This is a genomic window from Pseudoduganella namucuonensis (genome assembly GCF_900116645.1).
Lineage (GTDB): Bacteria > Pseudomonadota > Gammaproteobacteria > Burkholderiales > Burkholderiaceae_D > Rugamonas > Rugamonas namucuonensis.
On the sequence record NZ_FPBO01000011.1, the window covers coordinates 185,336 to 203,123 of the forward strand.

A 17,788-nucleotide genomic window follows, 5' to 3' on the forward strand; every position below is an offset into this window, starting at 1 on the left:
GTACTTGTATATGCGGATTCCGGGAGCAGCGAGGAAAGTATGCGCCAAATTCGCCGGGTGCGCCTTATAATCGCGCTCAAGAAGAACCCAGTAAAACCAGGAAATCGCTGTGGCAAAGCTCTATTTTCGATACTCGGCGATGAACGCCGGTAAATCGACCGCAATGTTGCAAGTTGCGCACAATTACGAGGAACAGGGGCAGACGGTGCGCCTGTTCACGGCGGCCATCGACAACCGCTACGGCGTCGGCCAGGTGACGTCGCGGCTGGGGCCGCACCGCCAGACCGAGGTGTTCGACGCCGACACCAACTTCCTGCGCATCATCGACCAGAAGATCGCCTGCCTGCTGATCGACGAGGCGCAGTTCCTCGGCACCGTGCAGGTGCAGCAATTGCACAAGCTGGCGCAAGTGCGCGGCATCCCCGTCATCACCTACGGCCTGCGCACCGACTTCCGCGGCGAACCCTTCCCCGGCTCGGCCTATCTGCTGGCGCTGGCCGACGACATCGAGGAGCTGAAGAACATCTGCACCTGCGGCAAGAAGGCCACGATGAACATCCGCGTGGACCAGGACGGCAAGCGCATCAAGGAGGGCGAGCAGATCAGCATCGGCGGCAACGAGAGCTACCGCCAGGCCTGCGGCCGCTGCTTCTACTCGGAATAAACCATGCGCGCCGGCTCCGCCACCACCACGGGCCGGACCGGCCAGCAGGGCTGAACCATGTTCGAATGCGACGCCATCGCCCCGCTGTGGTTCTGCCAGCACCGGGCGGCGGCGCTCGACGTGCTGCTGTACCTGGCGCCGTCGCTGGCGCTGGCGCTGGTGATCCGCCGCCTGTCGGCGCGCCATCCCTTCTTTTTCCTGTTCACGCTGGCCGGCACCGTCTGCCACGAGATGGCGCACTTCGGCGTCGGCCTGCTGACGGGCGCGCGGCCGGCCGCGTTCACCGTGATTCCGCGCCGGGTGGACAAGGGCTGGGAGCTCGGCTCCGTCAGCCTGACGCGGGTGCGCTGGTACAACGCGGCCCCGGCCGCGCTGGCGCCGTTCCTGATCGTGGCGCTGCCGTTCATGGTGGCGCTGTGGCGCACGCGGCCCGGCTGGGGCTTCGAGCCGGTGGACCTGCTGCTGGCCTTCGTTGTGGCGCCGCAATTTCTCGCTTGCTGGCCATCGGCGGTTGACTGGAAGATCGCTTTGCGCTCATGGCCCTACCTGTTCATCGCGGCCTTCGCTTGGTGGGCATTGCAACATGCGCATTTTTAATTCGGCCTTAAGCATCCGACCCGAAACTGTGCAGGACAGTGGCTGCGCCGCCGCTGCGATGGCTGTAGAATAAGGCGCAGTTCGTAGTTTCCCCTGAATATAGAGTACGGAGTTAGCCAATGAAGAAGCAGATGCTGTTGAGCGCGATTGCGCTGGCGATTTCAGTCCAGGTGGGCGCCGCGGTGCCGGAGAAGGCTGACGTCAAGCCACAGGCGCAGCAAAGCCAGGCCGCCGTGTGGGCCTCGCACGTGCTGTCCCGCTTCCACTACAAGGCTACGCCGTTGGACGACGCGATGTCGGAGAAGATCTTCGACCGCTATTTCAAGTCCCTGGACAGCGAGAAGCTGTTCTTCGTGCAATCCGATATCGACCAATATTCGCCGGTGCGCACGCGGCTGGACGACGCCATCATGGGCGAGAACCTCACCGTGCCCTTCGGTATATATAATTTATACCAGCAGCGCTTCAACGAGCGCATGGCTTACGCGCGCGAGCTGTTGAAGGGCAAGTTCGATTTCACCGCCGACGAGAGCTACCAGATCGACCGCGAGAAGGCCGAGTGGCCGAAGAACGACGCCGAGGTCAAGGACCTGTGGCGCAAGCGCGTGAAGAACGACTGGCTGCGCCTGAAGCTGGCCGGCAAGGAAGACAAGGCCATCCGCGAGACGCTGGAGAAGCGCTACGACAATTACGTGAGCCGCTCGCGCAAGCTGAACAACGAGGACGTGTTCCAGATCTTCATGAACGCGTACGCGATGTCGATCGAGCCGCACACCAACTACTTGGGCCCGCGCGCCGCCGACAATTTCGACATCGCCATGCGCCTGTCGCTGGAGGGCATCGGCGCGCAGCTGCAGCAGCGCGACGACTACACCGTGATCCGCGAGGTGGTGCCGGGCAGCCCGGCCGCCTTGTCGGGCAAGCTGAAAGTGGGCGACCGCATCGTCGGCGTGGCGCAGGGCGAGAGCGGCCCGTTCCAGGACGTGGTCGGCTGGCGCATCGACGACGTGGTGCAGCTGATCCGCGGCGCCAAGGATTCCGTGGTGCGCCTGCAGATCCTGCCGGCCGAGGCCGGTCCCGACGGCAAGCTGGCCCAGCTGTCGCTGGTGCGCAAGAAAATCAGCATGGAAGAGCAGTCGGCCAAGAAAACCATCATGGAAGTGCGCGACGGCGCCGTCAAGCGCCGCATCGGCGTGATCGCGCTGCCGACCTTCTACCAGGACTTCGAGGCGCGCCGCCGCGGCGACAAGGACTTCAAGAGCGCCACGCGCGACGTCGAACGCCTGCTGGGCGAGTTGAAGCGCGAGAAGGTCGACAACGTCCTGATCGACCTGCGCAACAATGGCGGCGGTTCCTTGCACGAGGCGGTCGAATTGACGGGCCTGTTCATCGACAAGGGCCCCGTGGTGCAGCAGCGCAACGCGCAGAACAAGGTCGAGGTGGAGAGCGACACCCGCGCCGGCCTGGCCTGGGACGGTCCGGTGGGCGTGCTGATCAACCGCAGCTCGGCGTCGGCGTCGGAGATCTTCGCCGCCGCGCTGCAGGATTACGGCCGCGGCCTGGTGATCGGCGAACCGTCGTTCGGCAAGGGCACCGTGCAGACCCTGTGGAACCTGGACCGCTACGCGCAGGGCGACAAGGCGCCGCGCTTCGGCGAGCTGAAAATGACGATCGCGCAATTCTTCCGCATCAACGGCGGCACCACCCAGCTGCGCGGCGTGGTGCCGGACATCAGCCTGCCGTCGATGTCCGATCCGGACAACTTCGGCGAGTCGAGCTACGACAACGCCTTGCCGTGGACCTCCATCAAGCCCGCCGTCTACATCCCGGCCGGCGACCTGAAGGAAATCGTGCCGCTGCTGGACAAGAAACACGAGGCGCGCGTGGCCAAGGACAAGGACTTCCAGTACCTGGCCGAGGACATAGCGCTGGTCAAGAAGCTGCGCAAGGACAACACGATTTCGCTGAACGAGACCGCGCGCCGCAAGGAACGCGACCAGCAGGAGGCGCGCGCCAAGCTGCGTGAACAGCGCCTGGTCAACGCCGCGCCGTCGCCGGACGATCCGGTGCTGCTGCCGGATCCGAAGGAGGCCCTGAACAAGGCGATCTCGGCCAAGCCGGCCAACGCCAAGGCGTCGCGACAGGTGGCGGCGGTGAAGGGCGCCTTGCGCACGGACGACGGCCTGCAGGCCGACGAGCGCGCGCTGTCGGCCGAGCTGGACGCGGAAAAAGCGGCCAAGGCGGCCAAGGACGTGCTGCTGAACGAAGCCGTGCACATCCTGGCGGACGAGGTCGGCCTGCTGAAAACCGACACGCGCCTGGCCTCGCGCGTGCTGCCGTACGCGGCGGACGTGGGCAAATAGTTGAGTTATTCGCGTCGATTATTTCTATCATCACCAATATAAATTAGAAAAATATGGCGCAATGCAGCATTATCGTAACTGTCTCCTCTATTCTCCCTCCAAGGAAATAGATTCAGCCCGCTCCAGTAGCGGGCTTTTTTTTATCCGTGGCTTTCCCGCCGCGGTGTAATCACCCCCGGGGTGTTTTCCAAAAATACCCCTGGGGTATTTACGCGGCGCGGGCGTGGCAGGATTTAGAATGGTCGTTTATGCATTCTTTACGCCCAACGTGACCTCTATACGAATCAAACTCGTCGCGCTGGCCGCCGCCGCGGCCGTGGCTGGCGGCGCCGGCTGGCTCTGGCTGCGTCCGGCCAGCGCGCCCGCGCCCGCGCCCGCCGCGCCTATCGCCGCGCCCGTGGACAGCCCGGCCAGGACCGCCGACTTCTGGGCCGGGCGGGTGTCGCTGCTGGCCGGCGGCGGGGAGGCTTCGCAGTTTTCCGATCCCTACGGCGTGGCGGTGGACGCGCGGGGCACCATCTATGTCGCCGACGCCGGCGAGCACAACCGCATCCGCAGGATCGCGCCCGATGGCGCCGCCGTCACGCTGGCCGGCGGCAAGGAGGGTTACGCCGACGGGCCGGGCGCGCAGGGGCGTTTCCATACGCCGTCCGGCATCGCCATCGACGCGCGCGGCAACCTGTACGTGGCAGACACGGGTAACCACGCGATCCGCAAGGTGGCGCCGGACGGCACGGTGTCCACGCTGGCGGGAGGCGGCGTCGCGGGATCGGCCGACGGCAAGGGGCGGGCTGCGCAATTCAACGGTCCGGTGGGCGTGGCGGTGGACGCCGCGGGCATCGTGTACGTGGCCGACACCTATAACGACCTTGTCCGCCGCATCGAGCCGGACGGCACGGTCACCACCATCGCCGGCAACGGCGCGCCCGGCGACGCCGACGGCCCGGCCCTGAAGGCGGCGTTCGACACGCCGTGCGCGGTGGCCGTGGACGCCGACGGCGCGCTGCTGATCGCGGACACGCGCAACAACGCCATCCGCAAGCTGGGGGCGGACGGGCTGGTGAGCACCGTGGCGCGCGGACAGGAAGGCGACCGGCGCGCCTTGCTGCGGCGTCCGCTGGCGCTGGCGCGCACGCACGACGGCCACCTGTATATCGCTGCCGCCGGAGGACGCATCCTGCAACTGACGCCCACCACGGGCCTGGACGCCTTGGGCGATGTCGACCAGCCGGTGCAGCCGGGCTACGGCGGCGACGGCAAGGTCCAGCTGTTCCAGCCGCGCGGCATCGCGATCGCGCGCGGTGGCGGCCTCGTGGTCACGGACGCCGCCACCGCCAGCCTGCATGGCATCACACCGGCCACCGCGTCTCCGACGGCAAGCGCGGCCACAATCTCGCCCGCTGGCACGACATCAAGCGCGGCCACTGGCATGGCGGCCGAGGTGACGGCTGGCGCAAACGCCGCGCTGGCGGCCGTGCCATTGGCGGCGGCGCGGGCGGCGATCGGACGGGAGGACGGCGCGCAGGCGGGCGCTCCGGGCGGCGTGGCGCCGAGGGCGACCGCGGGCGCGTCGGCGGATGGCGCCGGCGGCGCGCCGGCGACCGGGACAGCGGGCGCCGCCCGGCGCGCCTCCGTCCGCGCCCCGATGCTGTGGCCCGTCAAGCCCCAGAATGCGCCGCACGAGGTGGTGGGCGTGATGGGCGAGGTGCGCGGCAACTTCGAGGGCGAGAGCCGCGACCATTTCCACACCGGCCTCGACATCCAGGCCGACGTCGGCCAGCCGGTGGTGGCGATCGCGCCCGTCAAGGTCAGCGATCCCTTGCCGAACTGGGGTTTCGGCAGCCTGAGCGAGGGTATCGCCCTGGGCAACATCTCCTATATCCACATGCGGGTGGGCCGCAACCAGAAGAACGCCGCGCTGGACGAGCGCTTCCAGCTGCTGCGCAACGGCAGGGGCAAGCCGGATCGTGTCCGGGTGCGCCGCGGCGCGCGCTTCGAGGCGGGCGACATCCTGGGCACCATCAACGCCATGGCCCACGTGCATCTGGATTATTACCGGCAGGGCGGGGCGCTCAACCCGCTCAGCCTGCCGTTCATCGGCCTGCGCGACACGGTGGCGCCGCGCATCGCCAGCATCACGCTGTTCGACGCCAGCGGCCGCGTGGTGCGCGCGGCCAAACGCAAGCCGCTGGTGGTGCGGCGCGAGCTGGGGGAACTGAGTATCGTGGTGGACGCCTACGACCAGATGGACGGCAACGAGGCGCGCCGCCGCCTGGGGCTGTACCGCTTGGGCTACCAGTTGCTGCGCGCGGACGGCAGCCCGGCGCCGGGACATGAGCGGCCGCTGGTCACGCAGATCTACGACCAACTGCCGCGCAACCGCGACGCCGTGAAGTTCGCCTACGCGCCCAGCAGCGGCATCACCGTGTACGGCAGCAAGGCCACGCGCTTCGCGTACACGCTGACCAACCGCATGGTGCACGGCCAGGTCACGCCGGGCATGTGGGACGTGGCCGGCCTGGCCCCCGGCGACTACATACTGCGCGTGCACGCGGCCGACTTCGCGGGCAACGCCGCCATCGAGGGGCGCGACCTGCCGCTGACGATACAGTAGCGGGGTGCGTCGCCTCGGCGACTAGGCCATCGTCATTCGGGCGCCGTCACCAGGCCCTGGCCGAAGTCGATCTCGTTGAACGCCGGCCTGAGCGGATCGCGGCGCAGCGTGGCCAGCAGCCGGGCCTGGACATTGACCGGGTTGGCCGTCAGTCCCTCGTCCGTCTGCTGTTGCCACCATAGCGCCGCCAGGCCCGCCACGTGCGGGCAGGCCATGCTGGTGCCGCTGATGGTGTTGAGCTGGTTGCCCGGCCAGGCCGAGGTGATGCCGACGCCGGGCGCGCACACCAGGGCGAAGCAGTTGGAGAACGGCGCCACCTCGCCCGCCTGGTTGACCGCCGCCACCGACACGTTCACCGAGGCCGCCGGCAGCGACGCGGCGATCTTGAAATCGGCGCTGACGCCGCGCCGGCTCTCGTTGCCCGCCGCCGCGATCACCATGGGCGAACCGCCGAACTCGGCGTTCGCCCGGAACATGTCCATGATGGCGTCGAACATGCGCAGGTTGCCGCGGTACGATTCCAGCGCGGTGGAGGTGGCCAGCGCCACCGGCCAGCCGCGCGAGACCAGCAGTTCGACCAGACCGGGGAAATTGAAGCCCAGCGACATGGAGATGATGTTGGCGTCGTTGTCGAGCGCCCATTGCAGTCCCCGGAAAAGCATCTCGGACTCGCCGCTGCCGTCGTCGCCGAGCACCTTGCCGATCAGGGCGCGCTCGACGCCGCGCGCCACGCCGATGCGCTTGCCGTCCACGTCGCGGCCCATGATGGTGCCGGCGCAGTGGGTGCCATGGCCCAGCCTGTCGCCGTTGCCGGCGCCGCTGAAGTCCTCCTCGATCACGTTCACGCCGGCGAAGGCCGGATGGGCGCTGTCGATGCCGGTGTCCAGCACCGCCACGCTGACGCCGCTGCCGGTGAAGCCGCTGCGGTCGGCGCCGACAAACGAAATCCCCCAGACGGGTTCGGCGTCGGCCGGCGTGGCGGGCGCGCCCGGCGTGAAGTCGACCGGCTCGATCAGCGCGGTGGGCATGGTGCGCGCGACGACCTTCACATCCGGGTCGGCGGCGATGCGCGCGGCCTGGTCGCGGTCGACGCGCTCGACCCGCATCTCGAAGCTGTCCGTGCCGCCGCCGGCGTTGCGGACCTCCAGGGCCCGCGTGGCGCCGATGCCGGCGCCCGCGCTGGGCGACCTGCGTTTCAATACGATGTAGGAACTCATCTTCTATCCTTTCAGGTTGATATGGCTGAAAGCCCTGGCGCGGGGGACACACAGGTGGGGGATGGGCTCTGACAGCATAGACCAACGAGGCCGCGGGAAGCTATCCAATTGTCACCTGATCAATCATGTTATTGTTGCCATGGGTTTGACATCCCGGCTTGCAAAAAATTCGTGCTTGGCGTGTTTACTCTTCGTGTTGTGCGGTACAATTAAATGAACGGTCGTGCTTTTTTGTGCGGACGGCGATAACAAAGGAGACAGCATGGATTTGAACTACACGTCCGAGGACCAGGCATTCCGCGCCACAGTGCGCGCCTTCCTCGAAGCCAACCTGCCGGCGGACCTGCAGCGCAAGGTGCGCAAGCATTTGCGCCTGTCGCGCGAAGACCTGGTGCGCTGGCACAAGATCGTCGCCAAGCAGGGCTGGGCCGCGCCCGCCTGGCCCACCGAATTCGGCGGCCCGGGCTGGAACGCCACCCAGCGCCACATCTGGGAGGAGGAATGCGCGATCGCCGGCACGCCGCCGATCCTGCCGTTCGGCATCAACATGGTGGCGCCCGTCATCATGGCCTTCGGCAACGCCGAACAAAAGGCGCATTACCTGCCGCGCATCCTCAATTGCGACGACTGGTGGTGCCAGGGCTACTCCGAACCGGGCTCCGGCTCCGACCTGGCGTCGCTGAAGACCACCGCCGAGCGCGTGGGCGACCACTACATCGTCAACGGCCAGAAGACCTGGACCACGCTGGGCCAGCACGCCGACATGATCTTCTGCCTGGTGCGCACCGACGGCACCGTGCGCAAGCAGGAGGGCATCTCCTTCCTGCTGATCGACATGAAGACGCCGGGCATCACGGTGCGCCCCATCATCATGCTGGACGAGGACCACGAGGTGAACGAGGTCTTCTTCGACAACGTGAAGGTGCCGGTCGCCAACCTGATCGGCAAGGAAAACAAGGGCTGGACCTACGCCAAATACCTGCTGGGCCACGAGCGCACCGGCATCGCGGCGGTGGGCCGCTCCAAGCGCGAGCTGCAATTCCTGAAAAAGCTGGCCACCGACCAGGTGAAGAAGGGCCGCCCGCTGCTGGAGGACCCGCTGTTCGCGGCCAAGGTGGCCACCCTGGAAATCGAACTGATGGCGCTGGAGACCACGGTGCTGCGCACCATCTCGCAGGAGGACCAGGCCCCCGGCCCGCAAGCCTCGATGCTGAAGGTGCGCGGTTCGGAAATCCAGCAGACCCTCACCGAGCTGATGGTGGAGGCGCTGGGCCCGAACGCCTTGCCTTTCGATCCGGACTACCTGGAGGGCAAGACCGAGGCGCCGGTGGCCGGCGAGGGCGACGCCGCGCCGCTGGCCGGCTATTACTTCAATTTCCGCAAGACGTCGATCTACGGCGGTTCGAACGAGATACAGAAAAACATCATCACCCAGATGATCCTGGGCCTGTGAGGGAGACGGTATGGACTTTAATTTCAAGGAAGAGCAGCAGCAGTTCGCCGACGCGCTGCGCCGCTGGGTCGACAAGGACTACGGTTTCGAAACGCGCAAGCGCATCATCCACTCGCCGGCCGGCGTGTCGGACGAGGCCTGGGCCACGCTGACCGAACTGGGCATGCTGGCGCTGCCGGTGCCCGAGGAGCAGGGCGGCTTCAGCGGCACGGCGGTGGACCTGCTGGTGGTGATGCAGGAACTGGGCCGCGGCCTGGTGGTCGAGCCCTACTTCGCCACCGTGCTGGGCGCGCAGTTCCTGAAACTGGGCGGCGGCCACGAGGACCTGCTGGCGCAAGTGGCGGCCGGCGAACTGAAACTGGCGTGCGCGCTGGGTGAGCGCCAGTCGCGCCACGACCTCGCCGACATCGCCACCACGGCCCGCGCCACCGGCGACGGGCACGTCATCGACGGCGTCAAGACCGTGGTGGTCCACGGCGGCCAGGCCGGCGCCTTCGTCGTCTCCGCCCGCAGCGGCGGCGGCCAGCGCGACCGGGGCGGCGTGTCGCTGTTCGTGGTGCCGGCCGGCGCGGCCGGGGTCACCGTCACCGACTACCGCACGCTGGACGGACAGCGCGCCGCCACGGTAAGCTTCAGCAACGTGGAGTTGCCGGCATCGGCCCTGGTGGGCGGCGCCGGTTCGGGCTGGGACATCCTGGAGGCGGCCACCGATTACGGCGCCACCTTGCTGTGCGCGGAGGCGGTGGGCGCGATGGACGCCATCTTCGCGGCCACGCTGGAATACCTGAAGACGCGCCAGCAGTTCGGCGCGCCGATCGGCAAGTTCCAGGCGCTGCAGCACCGCATGGCGGACATGTTCATCCACCTGGAGCAGGCCCGTTCGATGGCGATGCTGGCGGCCGTGAAGGTGGCCTCCGGGGACGCCGAGGAGCGCCGCCGCGTGGTGTCCGCAGCCAAGATGCGCGTCGGACTGGCATGCAAATTCGTCGGCCAGCAGGCGGTGCAGCTGCACGGCGGCATGGGCGTGACGGACGAACTGCCGGCCGCGCACCACTTCAAGCGCCTGACCATGATCGATCTGACCCTGGGCGACGCCGACCATCACCTGGAGCGTTTCATCGCCCAGCCCGGATTCAAGCACGCCGCCTAAGGAGACGCGATGAGCAGACGGTATTTCGAAGACTTCCACGCCGGCCAGGAGATCGCCCTCGGCAGCCGCGTGGTGACGGAGGAGGAGGTGATCGCCTTCGCCACCCAGTACGACCCGCAGCCCTTCCACGTGGACCCCGAGGCGGCGGCGACATCCATCTTCGGCCGTCTGGCGGCCAGCGGCTGGCACACCTGCGCCATGGCGATGCGCATCGTGGTGGACAATCTGCTGCGGGACTCGTCCAGCCTCGGTTCGCCCGGGCTGGAGCAGGTGCGCTGGCTCAAGCCCGTGTATCCGGGCGACACGCTGCACGTGGCCTTCCAGGTCAAGGAGGCGCGGGCGTCGCAGTCCAAGCCGGACCGGGGCGTCGTGGTGTCGGTGTGGAGGATCAGCAACCAGCACGGCGAGCTGGTCTGCACGGTCGAGGGCATGAGCATGTTCGGCCGCCGGCCCAGGGAGGGTGGCCATGCGTGAGATCGCCAGCCTGGAGCAGATGAAAACGCTGATCGGCAGCGAGGTGGCGGTGTCGCCGTGGGTGGAAATCACCCAGGAGCGCGTCAACCTGTTCGCCGACGCCACCGACGATCACCAGTGGATCCACGTGGACGAGGAGCGGGCGGCGGCCGAGTCGCCCTTCCGCGGCACCATCGCGCACGGCTTCCTGACCTTGTCGCTGGTGCCGGCCATGCTGGCCGCCGCGCTGAACATGGTGGACATGAAGATGGGCCTGAACTACGGCCTGAACAAGGTGCGCTTCCCGGCGCCGGTCCCGGTCGGCAGCCGCCTGCGCGCGCGCCTGACCATTCTCGCCATCGAGGACATCGAGGGCGGCGCCCAGGTCGAGTGGGGCGTCGTCATCGAGCGCGAGGGCGGCGGCAAGCCGGTCTGCGTCGCCGAGTTCGTCATGCGCCGCTATTGAGCGCGGCCCGGGCGCGCTCCCCGCGCGCCCGCTTTCCCCGGTCACTTTCCCCCAGCCGTTTTCCTCCCGCCGCAAGCGCTTGTGGCGTCCCGGCGTCTCCCCGCGCAACACTCTCGCAACACACGCGCAACATCGCCTTGTCGCCGAGTCAATTAATTGCCTATAATAACTAGGTTTTTATTAATTGCAACTTTGCGCACGGTGAATGTCAGATTGACAAACCTTGTCCATGTCGCTCATCATAAGGTGGTGCCTTTGTGCATTTTCTTATGAGCCGCGCGCATCGCGCGGATCCGGTTGGCCCTCTAAAATCGAATGGTTCTTATGGACTTGCACGAAAAGGCGATCAAGGTGTTGCGCGCCAGTCCTGGTTTCGGCGTGCTGGACGACGCCGTATTGCACGACTTGGCCGACGCCCTGGCTTTTGAACACGTCGCCGGTGGAACACAGGTGTACAAGGAAGGCGAGGCCTCGGACAGCATGCTGTTCGTGGTGAGCGGCGGCATGCGCGTGTCGCGCGGCCAGGGCGCCGACATCAACCTGTACAACGAGGTGCGTCCCGGCCAGAGCGTGGGCGAGGTGGGGCTGATCCTGCAGCAGCCGCGCACGGCCGACGTGACCGCGATCCGCGACTCCACCGTGGCCTACCTGAGCCGCGCCAGCTACGAGGCGTTGCTGGCCCGCCATCCGCTGGCGCTGAACCAGGTGTTCGTCAAGACGGTGTACAACTTCATGCGCCACACGCCCGTGGCGCAGCAGCAGTACGCGCAATCGTTCGCCGTGGTGCCGCTGCACGCCGGCGCCGAGGTGGACGAGGTGGCGCGCCGCCTGGTGGAGGCCTTCTCCACCATGGGCAGCGCGCACCTGCTGCGGCCGCCGGCCGACGGCGCCCGCTCCGACAAGGCGCTCGGGCATTTCGAGGCGCACCAGTCCGACGAGCTCGAAGGCGCGTGCGAATACCTGGTGTACGAGGCCGAACCGGCCGCGTCCGCCTGGACCCGGCGCGCCTTCCGCCAGGCCGACCAGGTCATCTACGTGGCCAGCGCCGGCGCCTCGCAGGCGCTGGGCGAGATCGAGGAGCGCCTGAGCCAGGAGCCGGGTTCGCCGATGAAGCGCAAGCACCTGGTGCTGGTGCATCAGGACGGCAGCAACCGGCCCGTCGATGTCGAGCAGTGGCGCGACCTGCGCGAATTCGAACGCATCTACCCGGTGCGCACCCGGCTGCAGAGCGACTTCGCGCGCCTGGCCCGCTTCCTGACCGGCACCGCCGTGGGCGTGGTGCTGGGCGGCGGCGGCGCGCGCGGCTTCGCCCACCTCGGCGTGCTGCGGGCGCTGGAGGAGCGCGGCATCCCGGTCGACCTGATCGGCGGCAACAGCATGGGCGCGCTGATCGGCGCCCAGTACGCCTGCGGCGTGCCGCTCGACGAGATCCGCCACCGCACCCAGGCCTTCGCGTCCGGCGGCGAGCGCCTGACGCTGCCGGTGATCTCCATCGTCTCCGGCCGGCGCGTCGAGCGCGACCTGAAACGCATGTTCGGCGACACCACCATGGACCAGCTGTGGTGCCCGTTCTTCGCGGCGGCCTGCAACCTGTCCAAGGGCATCACCAGCGTGCAGGACCGCGGCGCGCTGTGGCGCGCGGTGCTGGCGTCCAATTCGCCGGCCGGCCTGTTCCCGCCCGTGCTGGACCGGGGCGACCTGCTGGTCGACGGCGCCATCCTGGAGAACGTGCCGGTCGAGGCCATGCGCGTGCGCCTGGGCACGCCGCTGGAGAAGCGCCGCGGCAACGGCACCATCATCGCCATCGACGTCGACGTGCGCGAGGGGCCGGGCGCCCATCCGGACATGACGCGGCTGTCGGTGTGGGGCGCGCTGAAGGGCTACTTCAAGAGCGAGGCCAGCCCGGTGCCCAGCATCGCCTCCATCCTCTACAGCGCCGGCCACATCGGCGGCGCCAACCAGCGCGGCCGCACCATCGCGCAGGCCGACCACTACCTTGAACCGCCCGTCGCGGAGTTCTCGCTCATGGGCTATAGCCGCTCGCGCGAGATCGCCGACGTGGGATACCGCTATGCCATCGAAAAAATTGAAAAATGGACGCATCCAGTAACTTCGGGGCGAGCCTCGATGCGGGGTTGAGCCCCGCGGAACCGCCCGAAGAAACCTTGCGCCTCTCGCTCAGCCAGCGCGAAGTCTGGCTGGACCAGCGCGCCTGGCCGGAGAGCGCGCACCTGAACATCGGCGGCGGCGCCTATCTGGAGGGGGAACTGGACCTGGCGCGCTTCCAGCGCGCGCTGGCCTGCCTGGTCGAGGAAAACCAGGCGCTGCGGCTGGCGCCGCTGTCCACCGGCAAGCAGGTGCTGCTGGAGCGGGTGGCGCCGGCGCTGGAGATCGTCGACCTGAGCGGCAGCCCGGACCCGCGCAAGGCCATGCGCCTGTGGTGGCAGGCGCGCATCCGCGAACCCTTCGTGCTGGACGGCGCGCCGCCGTGGCGCTTCACGCTGCTGCGCGGCGGGGAGCGGCTGCACGGGCTGACCATCCAGTTCCACCACATCATCATGGACGGCTGGGGCACGACGCAGGTGATGCGGCGCTGGAGCGAGATCCACAACGCCCTCGGCGAGGGCGGCGGAGCCGGTTGCCCGGACTCCGGGGCGCCGCCGTACACGCGCTTCATCGCCGAATCGCACGCCTACAAGGACTCCGAACACTACCAGGGCGACGCCAGCTACTGGCGCGGGCAGGTGCCGGTGCTGCCGCCGCCGCTGATCGAGCGCCGCTACGCGGGGCCGAACGGCGGCTCCAACGGCGGCCAGCCGGCCGGCCAGCTGCCGCAATCGCGCCTGGTCGAGCAGCGCATCGCGCGCGCCGACTACGCGCGCCTGGAGGCGCACGCGGGCGAGCAGGGGCTGACCCCGTTCAACTATGTGCTGGCGGCGCTGGCGCTGTACTTCGCGCGCGTGAACAACGTGCACGAGGTGGTGGTGGGCGTGCCCAGCCTGAACCGCGGCGGGCGCGTGTACAAGTCCACACTGGGCATGTTCGCCGGCGTGCTGGCGGTGAAGATCGCCGTGCCGCCGGGGATCAGCGTGGCCGAGCTGCTGGCCTCGACCAAGACCGCGATGCGGGGCGCGCTGCGCCATCCGCGCTACCCGCTGTCCGAGCTGGGGCGCGAGCTGGAGGTGATACGCCAGGGCCGCGACGGCCTGCTCGACATCTTCCTGTCCTTCGAGCGCCAGGATTACACGCTGGCCTTCGGCGACGCCGCGCTGGTGGACGCGCGCCAGCTGTTCTCCGGCATCGCCCGCTATCCGCTGGGCGTGACGGTGTGCGAATTCCACGCCGAGCAAGACCTGGAACTGATACTGGACGCCAGCGAATCGTGCTTCGCGCCGGGCGAGGCCGAGCTGCTGGGCCGGCGCCTGTGGGCGCTGGTCGAGGCCATGCGCGCCATGCCCGGGGCCGACGTGGCGGCGCTGTCCATCGTGCCGAACGAGGAGCAGTGGGCGGTGTTGTACGGCCTGCACCGCGACATCGCCAGCCACGACAACCCGCCGCCCTTCATCACCCTGTTCGAGCACCAGGTGGCGCTGCGGCCGGAGGCCACCGCGCTGGTGTGGGACGACGGCAGCATCGACTACGCGACGCTGAACCGGCGCGCCAATCTGCTGGCGCAGCGCCTGCTGTCGCTGGGGGCGGGGCGCGGCAAGGTGCTGGCCATGTCGATCGGGCGCACGCCGGCCATGGTGGTGGCGCTGCTGGCCATCGCCAAGACCGGCGCCGCCTTCCTGCCGCTGGATCCGGACGCGCCGGTCGAGCGCCTGGCCGACATCCTCGAGCAAAGCGAGGCTTGCGCGCTGCTGATCGAGCCGTCCGCCGGCGGCCGCCTGGGGCAGCTGCACGCCAACATCGTGCGGGTGCGCTGGAACGACCCGCTGGCCGACCTGCCGGACCCGGCGCCGGCGAACCCGCAGTCGGCGCCCGCGCCGGGCGACCTGGCCTATGTGCTGTTCACCTCCGGCTCCACCGGGCGGCCCAAGGGCGTCATGGTGGAGCACGCGGTGCTGTCGCGCCGCCTGGCCTGGCTGTCGCGCGCCTGGGGCATAGACTGGCAGGATTGCGCCGGCCAGTCCACCCAGTACACCTTCGACCCCTCGCTGGTGGAGCTGCTGCTGCCGCTGATCCAGGGCGCGCGCATCGCGCTGCCGCCGCCGGGCCGGCTGCTGCCCGAATCGCTGGCCGAATTCGCGGTGCGCCACGGCGTGACCTTCATGGCCTTCGTGCCCAGCACGCTGAGCCGCTTTCTGGACGGCGCGGCCGGCCTGCAGGGCTTGAAGATGCGCGTGTGCTGTTGCGGCGGCGAGGTGCTGTCGCCGGCGCTGGCGCGGCGCTTCGTGGCCGAGACCGGCGCGCGGCTGTACAACGTCTACGGCCCGACCGAGGCGGCCATCTTCGCCACGGCCTGGCAGTGCGGCGCCACCGGCGACGACGGCCCGCTGCCGATCGGGCGCCCCATCGACGACACCCGCATCTACGTGCTGGACGAGCAGTTGCGCGCCATGCCGCTGGGGATACCGGGCGAAATCTACATCGCCGGCGACACGCTGGCGCGCGGTTACCTGAACCGGCCGGAGCTGGACAGCGCCGTGTTCCTGGACGACCCGTTCCAGCCCGGCGGGCGCATGTACCGCACCGGCGACCGCGGCTGGCTGGGCGTGGAGGGCAATCTGCACTTCGTCGGCCGGCTGGACCGCCAGGTCAAGCTGCGCGGCTACCGCATCGAGCTGGGCGAGATCGAGGCGGCCTGCCTGAACGTGAGCGGCGTCAACCAGGCCGCCGCGCGGCTGGTCGATTTCAACGGCAAGCCGCAGATCCACGCCTGGGTCGGCGCGGCGGACGGCGTGACGGCGCAGCGGCTGCAGGGCGTGCTGCGCCAGCGCCTGCCGGATTACATGATCCCGAGCGCCATCAGCGTGCTGCCCAGCCTGGCCGAGAGCAGCGTCGGCAAGACCGACTACGACGCGCTGCCGGCGCAGCAGCCGGGCGAGATGGCGGCCCAGGCGCGCGCGCCGGGCACGGCCATGGAGCGCGAGCTGGTGGCGATCTGGGAGGGCGCGCTGGCGGCGCGGCCGATCGGCATCCACGACAACTTCTTCGACATCGGCGGCGACTCGCTGGCGGCGGTCTCCATCCTGGCCAGCATCGACACCCTGCTGGGCTGCAAGGTGCCGATGTACACGCTGACCGAGCACCCGACCATCGAGCGGCTGGCGGTGGCGCTGGGGCGGCAGATCACGCCGCCGGACACCATCATCCCGCTCGGCGCGGACAACGGCCGCACGCCGCTGTACCTGGCCGCCTCCGGGCATGGCGACCTGATGCGCTTCCAGGACCTGGCGCGGCGCGTCAGCGACACCTACGACGTCTACATGCTGCAACCGCCGGCCGACCGGCCCGTGAAGACGGTGCAGGAGCTGGCCGAGCTGTACGTGAACTGCATCCTGGCGCAGGGGCGCGAGCCGGGCGTGCTGGCCGGCTTCTCGGTGGGCGGCGTGGCCGCGCTGGAGACGGCGCGGCTGCTGCGCGGCAGCGGCACGCCGGTGCGCACGCTGGTGTTGCTGGACACCATCCATCCGCACTCCTTCGTCGGCGGGGTCCGCTCCTGGCGGCTGCTGGGCTGGCTGGTGCGCACCCTGCGGGTGCAGGAACTGAGCATGAACGGGCGGCGCCTGGGCGCGCTGGTCAACGATCCCGGGCTGGTGGGGCAGGTGATGGCGCTGCGTGGTTTCCGTCCCGGCGCGTTCGACGGGCACACCTGTCTGATACGCTCGTCGGGGCTGGCCAACTGGGACCGCGTGTTCTTCGGCAAATGGCGCAGGCTGATGAACGGGCAGCTGACCGAGCGGCGCGTGCCGGGGCTGCACGGCTCCATCTTCGAGGCGCCCAATGTGGACGAGCTGGCGATCGCGCTCAGCAGCGTCGCCACGGAACGCCATGCGCTCAACTGACCGGGACCGGGACGGCGACGGCGAGCCGCGCGCGGACGCCACGCCCGCCGTGACGGACGCGACGTCCCAGGGCGCGTCGGCTGGCGGCGCCGGACGCGCCTTCGATCGCGCGCCGGAGCTGGAAACGCGCGCGCTGCGGCGCCGGCTGATCGGCCTGGGTGTGGCGGTCGCGCTGGTGGTCGCGCTGGCGGCGGCATGGGCCTGGTCGCCGCTGAAGGCCTGGCTGGACATCGACCTGATCGTCGGCACGTTGCGGCGGCTGGGGCAGAGCTTCGGCCTGCTGGCGGCCGTGGCCGGATTCGCGGTCGCGGTGGCCACCGCCGTGCCGCTGACCTTCCTGACGCTGGTGGTCATCGTCGCCTTCGGGCCGTGGGCCGGCTTCGCCTGCGCGCTGCCGGGCGCGCTGATCGGCGCCAGCATCAGCTACGGGGTCGGCATGGCGCTGGGGCGCGAGGCCGTGGTCAGGCTGGCGGGCGAGCGCATCAACGCCATCAGCCAGCGCCTGGCGAAGCGGGGCGTGCTGGCCATCGTGCTGGTGCGGCTGGTGCCGGTGGCGCCATTCCCCATCGTCAACATGGTCGCCGGCGCCAGCCACATCAGCCTGCGCGACCTGCTGATCGGCACCGCCATCGGCATGACGCCCAGCACGGTCTTCATGATGTTCTTCATGGACGACATCATCGCCTCGCTCAAGCAACCCAGCGGCTTCGGCCTCGGCCTGCTGATCGGCACCGTGCTGCTGCTGGCGGCCGGCGGCTGGGCCCTGCGGCGCTGGCTCAAACGCAGCGGCACGCCGTAGCGCG

The 17,788-nt window shown here is 69.0% G+C and carries 12 protein-coding genes; 11 read left to right on the forward strand and 1 reads right to left on the reverse strand.

Annotated features, from left to right (window positions below):
• Positions 1 to 109 precede the first annotated feature (109 nt).
• From BM436_RS14200 to BM436_RS14215, 4 genes are all read left to right on the forward strand, one after another.
• The gene (locus tag BM436_RS14200) at positions 110 to 664 is read left to right on the forward strand and encodes a thymidine kinase (RefSeq protein ID WP_093556175.1); all 555 of its coding nucleotides are present in this window, start codon (positions 110 to 112) and stop codon (positions 662 to 664) included.
• Positions 665 to 721: 57 nt separating this feature from the next.
• Positions 722 to 1,261, forward strand: coding sequence for a hypothetical protein (locus BM436_RS14205; RefSeq protein ID WP_093556176.1), 540 nt, complete (start codon positions 722 to 724; stop codon positions 1,259 to 1,261).
• A gap of 119 nt (positions 1,262 to 1,380) precedes the next feature.
• Complete coding sequence (locus BM436_RS14210) at positions 1,381 to 3,624, forward strand: carboxy terminal-processing peptidase (RefSeq protein ID WP_093556177.1); 2,244 nt, start codon at positions 1,381 to 1,383, stop codon at positions 3,622 to 3,624.
• Positions 3,625 to 3,892: 268 nt separating this feature from the next.
• Positions 3,893 to 6,238 (forward strand): gluconolaconase, encoded by a 2,346-nt coding sequence (locus tag BM436_RS14215; RefSeq protein ID WP_229490274.1) that lies wholly within the window; start codon positions 3,893 to 3,895, stop codon positions 6,236 to 6,238.
• Between the two features lie 32 nt (positions 6,239 to 6,270).
• Here BM436_RS14215 and BM436_RS14220 read toward each other — a convergent pair whose 3' ends face one another.
• Positions 6,271 to 7,455 carry a S8 family peptidase gene (locus BM436_RS14220; RefSeq protein ID WP_093556179.1) on the reverse strand — a complete coding sequence of 395 codons (1,185 nt, stop codon included), beginning with the start codon at positions 7,453 to 7,455 and terminating at the stop codon, positions 6,271 to 6,273.
• A gap of 262 nt (positions 7,456 to 7,717) precedes the next feature.
• On the opposite strand from BM436_RS14220, the gene BM436_RS14225 reads away from it, so the two are divergent.
• The 7 genes from BM436_RS14225 (at position 7,718) to BM436_RS14260 (ending at position 17,784) form a co-directional block, all read left to right on the forward strand.
• The gene (locus BM436_RS14225; RefSeq protein ID WP_093556180.1) at positions 7,718 to 8,908 is read left to right on the forward strand and encodes an acyl-CoA dehydrogenase family protein; all 1,191 of its coding nucleotides are present in this window, start codon (positions 7,718 to 7,720) and stop codon (positions 8,906 to 8,908) included.
• Positions 8,909 to 8,918: 10 nt separating this feature from the next.
• Positions 8,919 to 10,058, forward strand: a complete 1,140-nt coding sequence (locus BM436_RS14230) for an acyl-CoA dehydrogenase family protein (protein ID WP_093556181.1) — start codon at positions 8,919 to 8,921, stop codon at positions 10,056 to 10,058.
• A gap of 9 nt (positions 10,059 to 10,067) precedes the next feature.
• On the forward strand, positions 10,068 to 10,532 hold the full coding sequence (locus BM436_RS14235) for a MaoC family dehydratase (RefSeq protein WP_093556182.1): 465 nt from the start codon (positions 10,068 to 10,070) through the stop codon (positions 10,530 to 10,532).
• Positions 10,525 to 10,977, forward strand: a complete 453-nt coding sequence (locus tag BM436_RS14240; protein ID WP_093556183.1) for a MaoC family dehydratase — start codon at positions 10,525 to 10,527, stop codon at positions 10,975 to 10,977. The genes BM436_RS14235 and BM436_RS14240 overlap by 8 nt, the downstream gene beginning before the upstream one ends.
• Before the next feature lie 324 nt (positions 10,978 to 11,301).
• Positions 11,302 to 13,116: a cyclic nucleotide-binding and patatin-like phospholipase domain-containing protein gene (locus BM436_RS36195; RefSeq protein ID WP_177307187.1), complete on the forward strand. Its 1,815-nt coding sequence runs from the start codon at positions 11,302 to 11,304 to the stop codon at positions 13,114 to 13,116.
• 26 nt (positions 13,117 to 13,142) lie between these two features.
• Positions 13,143 to 16,985 carry a non-ribosomal peptide synthetase gene (locus BM436_RS14255; RefSeq protein ID WP_177307189.1) on the forward strand — a complete coding sequence of 1,281 codons (3,843 nt, stop codon included), beginning with the start codon at positions 13,143 to 13,145 and terminating at the stop codon, positions 16,983 to 16,985.
• Entirely contained in the window at positions 16,972 to 17,784 is an 813-nt protein-coding gene (locus BM436_RS14260) for a TVP38/TMEM64 family protein (protein ID WP_143133125.1), read from the forward strand. The genes BM436_RS14255 and BM436_RS14260 overlap by 14 nt, the downstream gene beginning before the upstream one ends.
• Positions 17,785 to 17,788 lie beyond the last annotated feature (4 nt).

Excerpts from the sequence above, each read along its gene's own strand:
- BM436_RS14240 (WP_093556183.1), top strand. The coding sequence starts at position 10,525 with ATGCGTGAGATCGCCAGCCTGGAGCAGATGAAAACGCTGATCGGCAGC.
- BM436_RS14260 (WP_143133125.1), top strand. The coding sequence starts at position 16,972 with ATGCGCTCAACTGACCGGGACCGGGACGGCGACGGCGAGCCGCGCGCG.
- BM436_RS14220 (WP_093556179.1), bottom strand. The coding sequence starts at position 7,455 with ATGAGTTCCTACATCGTATTGAAACGCAGGTCGCCCAGCGCGGGCGCC.
- BM436_RS14235 (WP_093556182.1), top strand. The coding sequence starts at position 10,068 with ATGAGCAGACGGTATTTCGAAGACTTCCACGCCGGCCAGGAGATCGCC.
- BM436_RS14205 (WP_093556176.1), top strand. The coding sequence starts at position 722 with ATGTTCGAATGCGACGCCATCGCCCCGCTGTGGTTCTGCCAGCACCGG.
- BM436_RS36195 (WP_177307187.1), top strand. The coding sequence starts at position 11,302 with ATGGACTTGCACGAAAAGGCGATCAAGGTGTTGCGCGCCAGTCCTGGT.
- BM436_RS14210 (WP_093556177.1), top strand. The coding sequence starts at position 1,381 with ATGAAGAAGCAGATGCTGTTGAGCGCGATTGCGCTGGCGATTTCAGTC.
- BM436_RS14225 (WP_093556180.1), top strand. The coding sequence starts at position 7,718 with ATGGATTTGAACTACACGTCCGAGGACCAGGCATTCCGCGCCACAGTG.
- BM436_RS14230 (WP_093556181.1), top strand. The coding sequence starts at position 8,919 with ATGGACTTTAATTTCAAGGAAGAGCAGCAGCAGTTCGCCGACGCGCTG.